General features: G+C 71.3%; 14 protein-coding genes. 6 read left to right on the top strand and 8 right to left on the bottom strand.

Annotated features, from left to right (window positions below; all coding sequences use genetic code 11):
- Window positions 1-25 precede the first annotated feature (25 nt).
- Window positions 26-757: an SDR family oxidoreductase gene (locus ABD262_RS16550; protein ID WP_344140010.1), complete on the top strand. Its 732-nt coding sequence runs from the start codon at window positions 26-28 to the stop codon at window positions 755-757.
- Window positions 758-821: 64 nt separating this feature from the next.
- Window positions 822-1,763, top strand: coding sequence for an NADPH:quinone oxidoreductase family protein (locus ABD262_RS16545; RefSeq protein WP_344138612.1), 942 nt, complete (start codon window positions 822-824; stop codon window positions 1,761-1,763).
- A 52-nt stretch (window positions 1,764-1,815) separates the two neighbouring features.
- Here ABD262_RS16545 and ABD262_RS16540 read toward each other — a convergent pair whose 3' ends face one another.
- From ABD262_RS16540 to ABD262_RS16530, 3 genes are all read right to left on the bottom strand, one after another.
- Window positions 1,816-2,307 carry an SRPBCC family protein gene (locus ABD262_RS16540; RefSeq protein ID WP_344138610.1) on the bottom strand — a complete coding sequence of 164 codons (492 nt, stop codon included), beginning with the start codon at window positions 2,305-2,307 and terminating at the stop codon, window positions 1,816-1,818.
- Window positions 2,304-2,708 carry an ArsR/SmtB family transcription factor gene (locus tag ABD262_RS16535; RefSeq protein WP_344138607.1) on the bottom strand — a complete coding sequence of 135 codons (405 nt, stop codon included), beginning with the start codon at window positions 2,706-2,708 and terminating at the stop codon, window positions 2,304-2,306. The genes ABD262_RS16540 and ABD262_RS16535 overlap by 4 nt, the downstream gene beginning before the upstream one ends.
- Window positions 2,709-2,786: 78 nt before the next feature.
- The gene (locus tag ABD262_RS16530) at window positions 2,787-3,173 is read right to left on the bottom strand and encodes a hypothetical protein (RefSeq protein WP_344138605.1); all 387 of its coding nucleotides are present in this window, start codon (window positions 3,171-3,173) and stop codon (window positions 2,787-2,789) included.
- On the opposite strand from ABD262_RS16530, the gene ABD262_RS16525 reads away from it, so the two are divergent.
- Entirely contained in the window at window positions 3,172-3,405 is a 234-nt protein-coding gene (locus tag ABD262_RS16525; RefSeq protein WP_344138603.1) for a hypothetical protein, read from the top strand. The two genes, ABD262_RS16530 and ABD262_RS16525, sit on opposite strands and share 2 nt — an antisense overlap.
- A 110-nt stretch (window positions 3,406-3,515) precedes the next feature.
- Here ABD262_RS16525 and ABD262_RS16520 read toward each other — a convergent pair whose 3' ends face one another.
- A complete protein-coding gene (locus tag ABD262_RS16520) occupies window positions 3,516-3,734 on the bottom strand; it encodes a hypothetical protein (protein WP_344138601.1) in 219 nt (72 codons plus the stop codon).
- Window positions 3,735-3,796: 62 nt separating this feature from the next.
- On the bottom strand, window positions 3,797-4,552 hold the full coding sequence (gene fabG, locus ABD262_RS16515) for a 3-oxoacyl-ACP reductase FabG (RefSeq protein ID WP_344138599.1): 756 nt from the start codon (window positions 4,550-4,552) through the stop codon (window positions 3,797-3,799).
- 206 nt (window positions 4,553-4,758) lie between these two features.
- On the opposite strand from fabG, the gene glgX reads away from it, so the two are divergent.
- The 3 genes from glgX to treZ all read left to right on the top strand — a co-directional run bounded on the left by glgX (window position 4,759) and on the right by treZ (window position 11,428).
- On the top strand, window positions 4,759-6,924 hold the full coding sequence (glgX, locus tag ABD262_RS16510; protein WP_344138597.1) for a glycogen debranching protein GlgX: 2,166 nt from the start codon (window positions 4,759-4,761) through the stop codon (window positions 6,922-6,924).
- Window positions 6,925-6,931: 7 nt separating this feature from the next.
- On the top strand, window positions 6,932-9,436 hold the full coding sequence (treY, locus tag ABD262_RS16505) for a malto-oligosyltrehalose synthase (RefSeq protein WP_344138595.1): 2,505 nt from the start codon (window positions 6,932-6,934) through the stop codon (window positions 9,434-9,436).
- A 93-nt stretch (window positions 9,437-9,529) separates the two neighbouring features.
- A complete protein-coding gene (gene treZ / locus ABD262_RS16500) occupies window positions 9,530-11,428 on the top strand; it encodes a malto-oligosyltrehalose trehalohydrolase (protein WP_344138593.1) in 1,899 nt (632 codons plus the stop codon).
- On the opposite strand, the gene ABD262_RS16495 is transcribed toward treZ, so the two are convergent.
- From ABD262_RS16495 to ABD262_RS16485, 3 genes are read right to left on the bottom strand one after another with little or no spacing between them, the layout of a single operon-like run.
- Complete coding sequence (locus tag ABD262_RS16495) at window positions 11,407-11,889, bottom strand: GNAT family N-acetyltransferase (protein WP_344138591.1); 483 nt, start codon at window positions 11,887-11,889, stop codon at window positions 11,407-11,409. The genes treZ and ABD262_RS16495 overlap by 22 nt on opposite strands.
- Window positions 11,890-11,891: 2 nt before the next feature.
- Complete coding sequence (locus ABD262_RS16490; protein WP_344138589.1) at window positions 11,892-12,863, bottom strand: acyl-CoA thioesterase; 972 nt, start codon at window positions 12,861-12,863, stop codon at window positions 11,892-11,894.
- Entirely contained in the window at window positions 12,860-13,771 is a 912-nt protein-coding gene (locus ABD262_RS16485) for a LysR family transcriptional regulator (protein WP_344138587.1), read from the bottom strand. The genes ABD262_RS16490 and ABD262_RS16485 overlap by 4 nt, the downstream gene beginning before the upstream one ends.
- Between the last annotated feature and the right edge of the window lie 15 nt (window positions 13,772-13,786).

Here is a 13,786-nt window from a genome sequence, read left to right as displayed (position 1 = left end):
GGGCGCGCACTTCGGCAAGGTCGCGATCGTCACCGGCGCCTCCCGAGGCATCGGGCTGGGCATCGCCCAGAAGCTGGTGGCCGAGGGCGCCCGGGTGGTCATCACGGCGCGCAAGCCCGAGTCGCTCGCCGAGGCGGTGGCGCAGCTCGGCGGTGAGACCAAGGCGCTCGGCGTCGCCGGCAACGCCGCCGACGAGGCGCACCAGGACGAGGTGGTCCGGCTCGCCCACGAGGCGTTCGGCGGCCTCGACCACCTGGTCAACAACACGGGCATCAACCCGCTCTACGGCCCCATCCTCGACGCGCCCCTGGACGTCGCGCGCAAGATCCTCGAGGTCAACGTGCTCGCGGCGTTCTCCTGGACCCAGAAGGCGATCGCCGCCGGGCTCGGTGGCGGCGGCCGCCCCGGGGCCGTCGTCAACGTCGCGTCCATCGCGGGGCTCGGGGCGACCGGGGCGATCGGCTGGTATGCCGTGAGCAAGGCTGCGTTGATCCACCTCACCGTCGAGCTGGCCTACCAGCTCGGGCCCTCGGTCCGCGTGAACGCGGTGGCCCCGGCGATCGTCAAGACGCAGTTTGCGCAGGCGTTGTACGAGGGTCGTGAGGAGAAGGTCGCCGCGCGCTACCCGATGAAGCGGCTGGGGGCTCCCGAGGACGTCGCGGGGGCCGTGTCGTTCCTCCTGTCGGCGGACGCGAGCTGGGTGACCGGGCAGACGCTCGTGGTCGACGGCGGCGTGACCCTCGGCGGCAACCTGTGACGGCGCCCGGGCCCCGCGGATGAGGGCCTGGCAGGTCCCTGCGCTGGGTGAGCCGGTCGACGTGATGAGTCTCGTCGAGGCGCCGCTTCCCGAGGCGGGGCCCGGTCACCTGCGCGTCCGGGTGCTGGCCACCGCGCTCAACTTCCCCGACGTGCTGATGGTGCGGGGGCACTACCAGGTGCGACCTGACCTGCCCTTCACGCCGGGTGTCGAGGTCTGCGGTGAGGTGGTCGAGCTCGGCGACGCAGTGGCCGGCTTCGCGGTCGGCGACCGGGTCGTCGGCACGACGGCAGTGCCGCACGGTGGGCTGGCGCAGGAGTGCCTCATGCCAGCCACCGGCACCTTCGCGGCGCCGGTGTCGCTCCCCGACGCCGAGGCGAGCACCCTGACGATCGGCTACCAGACGGCATACGTCGGGCTGGTGCGGCGAGCCGCCCTCAGGGCAGGGGAGACGCTGCTGGTGCACGCGGCGGCGGGTGGAGTCGGCACGGCGGCCGTGCAGGTCGGCAAGGCGCTCGGTGCGCGGGTGGTGGCGGTCGTCGGCAGCGCCGCCAAGGCCCAGGTCGCACGAGCCGCCGGGGCCGACGTCGTCGTCGACCGCTCGGCCGGTGACCTCGTGGCCACCCTGAAGGACGCGGTGGGTCGCTCGGGCGCCGACGTGGTCTTCGACCCGGTGGGTGGTGCCACCTATGACGCCTCGACCAAGGTGGTGGCGTTCGAGGGCCGGATCGTGGTGGTGGGCTTCACCAGTGGCACGATCCCGGCGCCCGCGCTCAACCACGCCCTGGTCAAGAACTACTCGATCCTCGGCCTGCACTGGGGTCTGTACCTCCAGCGGGACCACGCCGCCGCGGTGGCGGCGCACGACCAGCTGGCGGCCTGGGTCGACGCCGGGCTGGTGCGCCCGGTGGTGTCACAACGGGTCGCCTTCGACGAGGCGCCCGGTGCCCTCGCCCGGCTCGGGGCCGGGGAGAGCACCGGACGCCTCGTCGTGCTCGGCGCCTGAGTCGGTTGCGCGCGCGACCTCACGCGGCCGAGCGACCGCGGGCTGCTGGACCTCAGGCCGCGGCCAGGCCCTGGGCGACCTTCTCGAGGGCGTCGTAGGAGTCGTTCATGCCGGTCTCCATGCCCGACGCGAGCACCATCTCGACGGTCTGCGGCGAGTCGTAGGTGATCACGGCGCGCAGGGTGGTGAACCCGTCCTGCTCGGTCAGCGTGGACTCGATGACCGACTCGGGGCTCTGGATGTTGTCGAAGACCTCGGTGTGGACCATCCGGCCGGGCGGGTCGAGCTCGCGGTACTCGCCCGAGAAGGACACCTCGTCGCCGCCGGGGGTGGTCTGTGCGAAGTGCCAACGGCCGCCGACCCGCAGGTCGACCTCGCAGGTGGTGACCTCGCCGTGGCCGGCACCCCACCACTTCCGGATGTGCTCGGGCTCGGTCATCGCCTCGTAGACGAGGGCGGCGGGTACGGCGAAGGTGCGGGTGATGACGACCTCGCGGCCATCGTGGGTGACGGTGGCGCGGGCGGGTGCGGCGGCGTTGCTCATGACTGCTTCTCCTGGTCGGTTGCGGCGTGGTTCTCGGTGTGGATGGTGCGGTCGGTCGTGCTCGCGGGGCCGGTCGTCCCCTGGAGGCGGTGGAGGTAGGCGTCGAGGTTGTCGAGGTTGGCCTCCCAGTGGCGGCGGTACTCCTCGAGCCACGACGTCGCGCTCTTCAGGGGGGTGGCGGTGATGCGGCAGTTGCGTCGCTGGCCGTCACGGTCCTTGGCGACGAGTCCGGCCCGCTCGAGCACCGACAGGTGCTTGGAGATGGCCGGGAGGGTCATGGCGAACGGCTCGGCGAGCTCCCCGACCGTGGCGTCGCCGTCGGCGAGGCGCTCGAGGATCGCGCGTCGCGTCGGGTCGGCCAGGGCGGCGAAGGTGGTGCTGAGCTGGTCGTGGTGGTCCATCTTCCCTTAACCGATCGGTTTATTAACTGATACGGAAACTATGGGACGGAGATCGGACCGGTGTCAAGGCCCTCGGGCTCAGAAGGACGGGGGGACGGCGGTGCGCAGGACCTGGAGCGCCTCGGGGGTGAAGAGCGCGAGCGGCAGGGTGAGGTTGCCCAGCGGGCGGCCCTTGCGCGTGCGGAGCTCGATGACGGGCGGCCGGAGCCGGTGGGCCTGGAAGTCGGACCAGGGCACGCGCAGCGCGCCGTGGACCAGCGTCAGGACCAGCCCGGCCTCGTCGGCCTGGCCCTGCAGGGTGTGCCCGACCGGGTAGGTGCGTCGCAGCGCGGCGCACGACCGCTGCATGCCGTTGAGGGCGAACGCGATCGGGATGCAGCAGGCGGCCGTCAGCGCCAGGGTCGTCTGGGGTCTGGCGACGAAGACGGTGGCGAGGAAGAGCAGGACTGGCAGGGCGACCACCATGCCGAACTCGCCCGAGCGGAGGTACCATCTCGTCCTGGACCCGCTGGGTGAGCTCGACCGAGAGCGGCAGGGCGAGCGCTTCGTCCGTCGCCGGCTGCTCGGGTGGCCGGGCTCCGTGGCCCTCGAGGAAGGCCGCGTCCTCGTCGGTGAGCAGGGCGGTCGGGACGATGGCGCCGACGGCTCGGCCGTGCACCATGGTCACGCTGCCGATGCGCTGCACCGCGGCGGCTGAACCGCGAGGCAGCCAGACCTCGTCGGTGTCCCGGATGACGAGCTCACCGGCGGGCGTGTGCCCGACCTGGATCACCTGACCGATCGGCAGGCGTCTGGTGAGGTTCCGCGTCAGCCGCACCCACCACCAGCCGACCCGGCCCAGGAGGAGCGCTGCTGCGACGACCAGGGCGCCGACCACGTCGTGCCAGAGCAGCAGCACCACGGCACCGGCTCCGAGTACCGCAGGATCCCCGCGCCCCGCAGGGTGCGCAGGTTGTGGCGCCACAGGTCGGTGACCATGCGGTGTCGCAGGGTGGCATCGACCGTCAGGCTCCGAGGCTCGGGCACGGCGGAAGTCTAGGAGCCCGAAACCCGCGGAAGGGGGCGGCTCGGACGAAACGGCGTACTCGTCAGTCGAGCGGGCCGCCGGCGACGTAGATGACCTGACCGGAGACGAAGCCGGCCTCCTCGGAGCACAGGAAGGAGATGGTGGCCGCGATGTCCTCCGGCTGGCCCACCCGCTGCACCGGGATCTGCGCGGCCGAGTGCTTGATGAAGTCCTCGAACGACACCCCGATCCGCTCGGCCGTGGCCGCCGTCATGTCGGTCTGGATGAACCCCGGAGCGACCGCGTTGGCGGTGACGCCGAAGCGACCCAGCTCGATGGCGAGGGTCTTCGTGAACCCCTGGAGACCGGCCTTGGCCGCCGAGTAGTTGGCCTGGCCGCGGTTGCCCAGGGCCGAGGACGACGAGAGGTTGACGATGCGCCCGTACTTCTCGGCGGACATGTGCGCCTGGACCGCGCGCGTCATCAGGAAGGACCCGCGCAGGTGCACGCCCATCACCGCATCCCAGTCGTCCTCGGTCATCCGGAAGATGAGGTTGTCGCGGATGATGCCCGCGTTGTTGACCAGGATCGTCGGTGCCCCCAGCTCGTCGGCGACCCGGGCGACGGCGGCCTCGACCTGGTCGGCCTTGCTGACGTCCACCCCGACGGCGATGGCCCGACCGCCCTCGGCGGTGATCGCCTCGACCGTGCCGGCGCAGGATGCCTCGTCGAGGTCGAGGACGGCGACCGCGTTCCCGTCCCGCGCGAGACGCAGGGCGGTGGCCGCCCCGATGCCGCGGGCTGCTCCGGTGACGACTGCGACGCGCTGGGTGCTCATGGGGCTCCTTGGGGTGGTCCGGGGTCACGGCTGCACCAGAGGTGCCGCGACGTTTGGCGGCGAGTCTACTAAGCGCTCGCTTAGCGCGCGGGGCGGACCTGGCGTGTGAATGCCGGGGAGTCGTGCACAATGGGTTCGCTGGAGGCCGTCGACGTCCTTCTTCACCGGCCCCTCACCCGTGGGCTGTTCTACGACGAAGGCGATGCATGGAAATCTGGCCTGGCAAGTCCTACCCCCTCGGTGCCACGTACGACGGCACCGGGGTCAACTTCGCGCTGTTCTCCGAGGTGGCGCAGAAGGTCGAGCTCTGCCTCATCGACGACAACGGCGAGGAGACCCGGGTCGAGCTCCCCGAGGTCGACGGCTTCGTGTGGCACGCCTACCTGCCGGGTGTCCAGCCCGGCCAGCGCTACGGCTACCGCGTGCACGGTCCCTACGACCCGGCCAACGGGCACCGCTGCAACCCCCAGAAGCTGCTGCTCGACCCCTACGCCAAGGCGATCGACGGGCAGCCCGACGGCGACCAGTCGCTGTTCTCCTACGACTTCGACTCGCCCAGCGAGGACCCGGCCAGGGCCAACGTCCAGGACAGCCTCGGCCACACGATGATGGGCGTGGTCATCAACCCCTTCTTCGACTGGGGTCAGGACCGGCTGCCCCGGCACGAGTACCACAACAGCGTCATCTACGAAGCCCACGTCAAGGGCCTCACCGAGACCCATCCCGACATCCCGGAGGAGATCCGCGGCACCTACGCCGGGATCGCCCACCCGGTGATCATCGAGCACCTCAAGGGTCTCGGCATCACGGCCATCGAGCTGATGCCGGTGCACCAGTTCGTCAACGACTTCACGCTGCGTGACAAGGGCCTGTCGAACTACTGGGGCTACAACACGATCGGGTTCCTCGCCCCGCACAACGGCTACGCGGCCTACGGCACCCGCGGTGAGCAGGTCGCCGAGTTCAAGGGCATGGTCAAGGCGCTCCACGAGGCGGGCATCGAGGTCATCCTCGACGTGGTCTACAACCACACCGCCGAGGGCAACCAGCTCGGCCCCACGATCTGCTTCCGCGGGATCGACAACGCCGCCTACTACCGGCTCGTCGACGACGACAAGGCGCACTACTACGACACCACGGGCACCGGCAACAGCCTGCTCATGCGGCACCCCCACGTGCTGCAGCTGATCATGGACTCGCTGCGCTACTGGGTCACCGAGATGCACGTCGACGGCTTCCGGTTCGACCTCGCGGCGACGCTGGCCCGCCAGTTCCACGAGGTCGACAAGCTGTCGGCGTTCTTCGACCTCGTGCAGCAGGACCCGGTGGTCAGCCAGGTCAAGCTCATCGCGGAGCCCTGGGACGTCGGCGACGGCGGCTACCAGGTCGGCAACTTCCCGCCGCTGTGGACCGAGTGGAACGGCAAGTACCGCGACACGGTCCGCGACTTCTGGCGCGGCGAGTCCGCCACCCTGGGCGAGTTCGCGTCGCGCCTCACCGGCTCCAGCGACCTCTACGAGCACAGCGGTCGCAAGCCGATCGCCTCGATCAACTTCGTCACCGCCCACGACGGCTTCACGTTGCGAGACCTGGTGTCCTACAACGAGAAGCACAACGACGCCAACGGCGAGGACGGCAACGACGGTGAGAGCCACAACCGCTCGTGGAACTGCGGCGTCGAGGGACCCACCAAGGACAAGAAGGTCAACGCGCTCCGGCTGCGCCAGCAGCGCAACATGCTCGCCACCCTCCTGCTCTCGCAGGGGGTGCCGATGCTCCTGCACGGCGACGAGCTCGGCCGCAGCCAGGGTGGCAACAACAACGGCTACTGCCAGGACAACGAGATCTCGTGGATCGACTGGGACCTCGACCAGGACCAGCTCGACCTCATCGCGTTCACCCAGCGGCTCGTCGAGCTGCGCCGTGACCACCCGGTCTTCCGTCGACGCAGGTTCTTCGCCGGGTCGGCCGACCACGGTGGCGAGAGCTCAGTCGGTGACATCGCGTGGTTCGAGCCCGGTGGCAACCACATGGACGAGGACTCCTGGGCCAACGGCTACGCCCGCTCGATGATGGTCTTCCTCAACGGGCAGGCCATCCCCGAGCCGGACACCCGCGGTCAGCAGACGCTCGACGACCACTTCCTCGTGATCTTCAACGGTCACCACGACGTCCTCCCGTTCGTCCTGCCCGGCAAGGAGTACGGCGACCGCTGGGTCACCGAGCTCGACACCTCCGCGCAGGAGGTCCCGGCCACGGAGTACAAGCCCGACGCCAAGGTCACGGCACAGGGTCGTAGCGTCGTGGTGCTCCGCTGTCCGCGAGCGCTCCCCTCGGGATCGCCCGCGGGAGCTGCCCTCGCCCGCCGATGAGCCCGCGATGAGTCAGGTGCAGGCCGGTGTGCCGCAGGGTGCAGCACACCGGCCCGCGGCCGGGCGGGTGGTGCCGACCGGCACCTACCGGCTGCAGGTCCAGCCTGCCTTCACTTTCGGCGATGCCGCCGCACAGGCGGACTACCTCGCTGCCCTGGGTGTTTCGCACGCCTACCTGTCACCGATCCTCGCTCCGGCGCCTGGGTCGACACACGGGTACGACGTGGTCAGCCACGAGTTCCTCAACGAGGAGGCCGGGGGTGCGGAGGGCTTCGACCTGCTGACCGCAGCCCTCCGGCAGGCCGGGCTGGGGATGGTCGTCGACGTGGTGCCCAACCACATGACGACCCCGACCCCCGCCTCGCTCAACCACCCGTGGTGGTTCCTGCTGCGCGACGGCCGCGACTCCGACCACGCGCACTGGTTCGACGTCGACTGGGAGGCCGAGGACGGGCGCGTCCTCGTTCCGGTGCTCGGCCAGCCGCTCGAGCAGGTCCTGGCCGCCGAGGAGCTCTCGGTCGAGCCCGGTGGTGGGCCGCACGGTGACGAGACGGTCCTGCGCTACTTCGACCACGTGTTCCCCGTCCGGTCCGGGACCGAGTCCCTCGGCCTCGCCGATCTCGTTGCAGCGCAGCACTATCGGCTGTGCGACTGGCGCCAGGGTGGGAGCCGGCTCAACTACCGGCGGTTCTTCGACGTCACGACCCTGGCTGCCGTCAGGGTCGAGGACCCCGACGTGTTCCACCACACCCACCGGCTCCTGCTGGAGGAGTTCGGCGCAGGCACGATCGATGGCTTCCGGATCGACCACCCCGACGGCCTGGCCGACCCCGGCGGTTACCTCGCACGGCTCGCCGAGGCGACCGGTGACGCCTGGGTGGTGGCCGAGAAGATCCTGGAGGGCCACGAACAGCTGCCTGACGACTGGCGTTGTGCGGGCACGACGGGCTACGACACCCTCCTGCGCGTGCAGCAGGTGTTCGTCGGCCCCGACGCAGAGGCGCCGTTGAGCGACCTGCTCGCCGAGCTGGTGGGCGCGCCGCAGGAGCTCGACGAGCTGGTGCGGGCCGCCAAGGAACAGGTCGTGGCACAGGTCCAGGAGGCGGAGGTCAACCGGCTGATGCGGTTGCTCGCCAGGATCGTGCCCGACGAGGACCAGGCCGCCTTGCGTCGTGGACTCGGTGCGCTCCTCGTGGCGATGGACCGCTACCGCGCCTACCTCGTGCCCGGTCAGCCCGACGACCACGAGCAGCTGCAGGTGCTGGCCCATGCCGAGGCGCGCGCGGCTGCCCAGGTGGCCGACGCCGACCAGGACGCCGTGGGAGTCGTCGCCCTCCTCGCGGAAGGGACTCCGCTCGACGAGCTCGACGAGTCCGCCGAGGCTGCTCACCGCGAGTTCATGGTGCGGTTCCAGCAGACCTGTGGTCCGGTGATGGCCAAGGGCATCGAGGACACCGCCTTCTACCGCTACGCCCGCCTCACCGGCCTCAACGAGGTCGGCGGCGACCCCGGACAGGTGGGTCTCGACCCGGCCGAGCTGCACGCGTTCGCGAGCCGTCAGCTGGCCACCTGGCCGACCACCATGACGACGCTCTCCACGCACGACACCAAGCGCTCCGAGGACGTCCGTGCCCGGCTCTCGGTCGTCGCCGAGCTGCCAGTGGAGTGGGCGGCCTGGGTGCGCAGGACGCGTGACCTCGCGGCTCCGCACCGCGGCGACCGGCTCGACGCGGCCACCGAGTACCTCCTCCTCCAGACCGCCGTCGGCGCCTGGCCGGTCGACAACGATCGCCTGCAGGGCTACGCCACCAAGGCGGTCCGCGAGGCCAAGCAGCACACCACGTGGACCGACCCGGACGCCGACTACGAGGCCGACGTCGAGAGGTTCGTGCGGGCGCTCACCACCGAGCCGGCCCTCGTCGAGCAGGTCGCCGGGTGGGTGGCGCGGACGGCGCCGGCCGCCCGCGAGACGCTGTTGGGCCAGAAGCTGCTCCAGCTCGTGCTCCCCGGCGTCCCCGACGTCTACCAGGGCACCGAGCTCGTCGACCTCTCGCTCGTCGACCCCGACAACCGCCGGCCTGTCGACTACTCCACCCGCCGTCAGCGTCTGGCCCGGCTCGACGCCGGCGGGGCGGCCGCCGATCTCGACGACGAGAAGCTGCTGGTCACCTCACGAGCCCTCCGGCTGCGCCGTGACCACCCCGAGTGGTTCACCGGCGAGCACGCGACGTATGCCGCGGTCCCCGCGTCGAGCGCGCACGCGCTGGCCCTGGGGCGTGGCGACGCGAGCGGCCTGCAGGTGGTGGCCGTCGTCACCCGCCTCGGCGAGCGGCTGCGCGCCGACGGTGGCTGGGCGGCTGCGACGCTCGACCTCCCCGAGGGCCGCTGGCTGGACCTCCTGACCGGGCGGGAGACCACCCCTGGAGCGGAGGGGGTGGTCGCCCTCACCGACGTGCTGGAGACCCTTCCGGTTGCCCTGCTCGTCCGGCATGGCAGCCTAGAGCGCAGCTGAGTCCTGACCTTCGACTGCTCCGGACCGAGGCTGACGCCGACGCTGCCCCCCGAATCCACCTGAACACAGACTGCAAATGAGCACAGAGCCGCGATGAACGCCCCCCAGATGACGTCCCTGCCCGCGACGAAGCAGGCAGACGCGACGGTCCTGCACGGGCCCGAGCTCACCGTGTGGGCCCCTGTCGCCCACGAGGTGGAGGTCGAGTGGTCCCTCGACGACGGCCCGGCCCGGCGTTCGGAGATGGAGCCCAAGGGTGACGGCTGGTGGCGGTGGGAGGCTCCGGCCGCGGAGCCGGGCACCGCGGCATACCCGCGTCTCGACTATGGCTTCCGCGTCGATGGCGGTGACGTCACCCCTGACCCGCGCTCGGCCTGGCAGCCCCACGGGGTGCACGGCGAGAGCCGGTGGTTCGACCCGAGCCGGCACGCCTGGCGCGACGCGACCTGGGCCGGCCCCCAGCACGGTGAGGGGGTCCTGGGCGCCGTGGTCTACGAGCTGCACGTCGGGACCTTCACCCCCGAGGGCACCCTCGACGCCGCCCAGCGCCGGCTGCAGCACCTCGTCGACCTCGGGGTCGACGTGGTCGAGCTGATGCCGGTGGCGTCGTGGCCGGGCCGCTGGAACTGGGGTTATGACGGGGTCGGGCCGTGGGCGGTCGACGACGAGTACGACGGCCCCGCCGCCCTGCAGCGTTTCGTCGACGCGTGTCACGGCCTCGGCCTCGGCGTGTGCCTCGACGTCGTCTACAACCACCTCGGGCCGGACGGCAACTACCTGTCGCGGTTCGGTCCCTACTTCACCGACTCCCACCCCACGCCGTGGGGCGACGGGTTCAACCTCGACGGTCCGGGCAGCCTCCACGTGCGGCGCTGGATCATCGACAACGCGTTGCGGTGGTTCGCCGACTTCCACGTCGACGCGCTGCGCCTCGACGCCGTCCACGAGCTCAGGGACGACTCCGACCAGCACCTGCTCGCCCAGCTGGCCGACGAGGTCGCAGCGCTGGGCCGTCGACTGGGTCGGCCCCTCGACCTCATCGCGGAGAGCGACCTCAACGACCCCCGGACCGTCACCCCGACCGCGGACGGTGGGCTCGGCATGGACGCCCAGTGGGACGACGACATCCACCATGCGCTCCACGTCACGCTGACCGGCGAGACGCAGGGCTACTACGGCGACTTCGCCGGTCACTGCCGCGCGATGCCCGACGGCGGCCCGCTCGCGGTGCTGGCCAAGACGCTCACAAAGGCGTTCCTCCACGACGGCCGCTGGTCGAGCTTCCGGGGCGCCGAGTGGGGGGCTCCGGTCGACCGCGCGACGACGGACGGCCGGCGGTTCCTCGCCTACCTGCAGACCCACGACCAGGTCGGCAACCGTGCGGTCGGCGACCGCATCTCCGCCGTCGTGACACCGGGTCGCCAGGCCATCGGGGCGGCCCTCTACCTGACCGCCCCGTTCACGCCGATGGTGTTCATGGGGGAGGAGTGGGCGGCCACGACGCCGTTCCAGTTCTTCACCGACTTCGACGACCCCGAGCTGAAGCGGGCCGTCACCGAGGGGCGGCGCCGCGAGTTCGAGGCCCACGGGTGGGCTGCCGAGGACGTGCCCGACCCGCAGGACGAGCAGACCTACCGACGTTCACAGCTCGACTGGGCCGAGCTCCACGAGGGGGAGCATGCCCGGATGTTCGAGTGGTACCGGTCGCTGATCGCGTTGCGGCGCCGCGAGTTCGACCTCGGCAACGGCAGCCTCGAGTCGGTGGCGGTCGACTACGACGAGGGTGCCGGCTGGTTCGTGGTCCGACGGGGCGCCTACCGCGTGGTCGTCAACCTCGCCGAGTCGCGCTGGACGGTGCCGCTCGACGCGGAGCCCGAGAGCGTCGTGCTCGCGTGGGAGCCCGGGCAGACCCGCCTGCGTGGTCACGGCGTGCACCTGCCGCCGTTCACCGCGGCGGTCGTGCGGATGGGTCAGTCGACGGCGAGGTCGTAGGTCACCAGGTCGGTCTGCTCCGCGACCCGGTCGTAGGTCGAGCGGGCCCGGGTGTTGGACGCCCGCGTGATCCACCGGACGGTGGGCCACCCGCGCTCGCGGGCGCGCTCCTGGATGCCGGAGAGGAGCGCGTCGACAGCGCCGGTGCCACGGTGCTCCGGCGCGACGTAGAGGTCGTCGAGGAACCCGGACACCGAGCCGTGCAGTGGCCGGACGAAGGGCCGGATGTGAGCGATGCCAACGGGTTCCGAGTCGGCATCGGCGCGGACGACGAGGCACTCCAGCTCGTGGGTCGGGTCGGTCAACCAGCCCCAGACGATGGTGGTGACCTCGTCGGGACGGGTGGACTCGTAGAACTCGAGGTAGCCGCGGTGCAACCGCGACCAGGCCTCGTGGTCCTCGGCGCGGAGCTCGTCGACGACCCACCGGCTCGGGTCGCGCGCACCGTGGTCGCCGACCACGGTCAGGACTCCTTGACCCGGACCATGCCCTCTTGGGCGACGGTCGCGACCATCGTGCCGTCTGCGGCGAACATCCGCCCGATCCCCAACCCGCGCCCGCCCGAGGCCGAGGGCGACTCCTGGGTGTAGAGGATCCACTCGTCGGCGTGCACCGGCCGGTGGAACCACATCGCGTGGTCGAGGCTGGCGGGGCGCAGCCGGCGGTCGGTCCAGGTCAACCCGTGCCTGCGGATCACGGGTTCGAGGAGGGTGTAGTCGGAGGCGTAGGCGAGCACCGCTGCGTGGATCAGCGGGTCGTCGGGCAGCCGGCCCAGCGCCCTCATCCAGACGCTCTGGTGGGCGGTCAGCTCGGGGCTCGGCGCCACGAAGAGGTGGTTCTCGACGTGGCGGTGCTCGATCGGGCGCTTCAGCAGGTGGCGGGCGCCCGGGTGGTCGATGCCGCCGAACTCGTCGGCCAGCGAGCGGAGCTCGTCGGGGCCGGGGACGACGGGCATCGGGTCCTGGTGGTCGAGCCCGCCGGAGGCCTCCTGGAACGACGTGATCATCGACAGGATCGGCACGCCGTCCTGGATGGCGTGCACGCGCCGGGTGGAGAACGAGTTGCCGTCGCGCATCCGCTCGACCGCGAACCGGATCGGCTGCGTGTCGTCTCCGGGGCGCATGAAGTAGCCGTGCAGGGAGTGGATGTGTCGGGGTCCGTCGCCGTCGTCGACGTCCGCCATCGTCCGGCCGGCGGCGATGACGCACTGCGCCAGGACCTGGCCACCGAAGACGCGACCGTGGGGCATCTTCTGGCTGCGGCCCAGGAAGACCGTCGCGCCGGACTCACCGAAGTCGGCGCGGTCACCGACGCCTTCGACGGTGATCCGGGCGGTGCCCAGCTCCTCGAGGTCGAGGGTGTCGAGCAGGTCGGCCAGCGGGTCGAAACCAGCGTCCTGGCCGGCATCGGAGTCGGGGGTGCTCTGGTCGGTCACGCCTCGACCCTAGCGGGCGCGGTGACGCGCTCCCGCAGCAGTTCGACGGCTCTGCGGGCGGCGGGGTGGTGCTCCACCGACGCCTTGACGGCGACGTACACGTGGCGCACCGGCGTGGGTGCCACCAAGGGGATCGCGACGACGCCGCCGGGCAGCCGGGTCGCGCCCAGGACGGGCAGGACGGTGACCCCGACGCCGGCTGCCACGAACGAGATCGCAGTGGGGTAGTCGTGCGTCTCGATGCGGAAGTCCGGGGTGAAACCTGCCTCGTCGCAGGCGTCGAGGACGACCTGGCGGCAGAAGCCGCGGTTGAAGTCGTTGTCCACCCACCGTTCGCTCGCGAGACGGGCGAGCGGGACGCTCTGCGACCCGGCCAGTGGGTGGTCCGTCGGCACGACCACGGCATACGGGTCGTCGAGCAGGTGGTGCACGCGGGACTGTGCCCGGCCGGGGTGCAGGTGCTCGTCGGCCCCTCCGACGAAGATCTCGAGGTCGGGGTCGGGGTGCCCGTCGCCGAGCAGCTCGATGAGCCGCAGGTCGAGGCGCAGCTCGGGGAACTCCTGCATCAGCGCGGCGACGACCGGCGGGATCCATGCCGCCCCCGCCGAGGCGAAGTAGCTGATCGACAGCCGCCCCACGCGTCCGGCGCGCAGGTCGCCCACCACCCCCTCGACGCCGCTCAAGGACTCCAGGACCCGGCCGGCCTCGTCGGCCAGCGTGCGTCCCGCCGCCGTCGGCTCGATGCCCCGGCCCTTGCGCTCGATCAGCAGGAGGCCGGTCTCGCGCTGCAGCGTGGCGAGGTGCTGGCTCACCGCTGACGGCGTGTAGCCGAGCGTGGTCGCGGCGGCGCCGACCGACCCGGTGGCCACGACGGTGCGCAGGACTCGGAGGCGGTGGACGTCGAGCATGGTCCCGACCATACA

This window comes from Pedococcus bigeumensis (assembly GCF_039531795.1).
Lineage (GTDB): Bacteria > Actinomycetota > Actinomycetes > Actinomycetales > Dermatophilaceae > Pedococcus > Pedococcus bigeumensis.
The sequence above is the reverse complement of the archived record's forward strand: the minus strand, read 5'-3'. Positions and strand labels throughout refer to the sequence as shown.

What these genes read in the sequence shown, in the direction of transcription:
- ABD262_RS16530 (WP_344138605.1), bottom strand. Translation starts at nt 3,173, where the DNA reads ATGGTGGTCGCCCTGCCAGTCCTGCTCTTCCTCGCCACCGTCTTCGTC.
- fabG (WP_344138599.1), bottom strand. Translation starts at nt 4,552, where the DNA reads ATGAGCACCCAGCGCGTCGCAGTCGTCACCGGAGCAGCCCGCGGCATC.
- treZ (WP_344138593.1), top strand. Translation starts at nt 9,530, where the DNA reads ATGAACGCCCCCCAGATGACGTCCCTGCCCGCGACGAAGCAGGCAGAC.
- ABD262_RS16485 (WP_344138587.1), bottom strand. Translation starts at nt 13,771, where the DNA reads ATGCTCGACGTCCACCGCCTCCGAGTCCTGCGCACCGTCGTGGCCACC.
- glgX (WP_344138597.1), top strand. Translation starts at nt 4,759, where the DNA reads ATGGAAATCTGGCCTGGCAAGTCCTACCCCCTCGGTGCCACGTACGAC.
- ABD262_RS16525 (WP_344138603.1), top strand. Translation starts at nt 3,172, where the DNA reads ATGCCGAACTCGCCCGAGCGGAGGTACCATCTCGTCCTGGACCCGCTG.
- ABD262_RS16535 (WP_344138607.1), bottom strand. Translation starts at nt 2,708, where the DNA reads ATGGACCACCACGACCAGCTCAGCACCACCTTCGCCGCCCTGGCCGAC.
- ABD262_RS16545 (WP_344138612.1), top strand. Translation starts at nt 822, where the DNA reads ATGAGTCTCGTCGAGGCGCCGCTTCCCGAGGCGGGGCCCGGTCACCTG.
- ABD262_RS16540 (WP_344138610.1), bottom strand. Translation starts at nt 2,307, where the DNA reads ATGAGCAACGCCGCCGCACCCGCCCGCGCCACCGTCACCCACGATGGC.
- treY (WP_344138595.1), top strand. Translation starts at nt 6,932, where the DNA reads ATGAGTCAGGTGCAGGCCGGTGTGCCGCAGGGTGCAGCACACCGGCCC.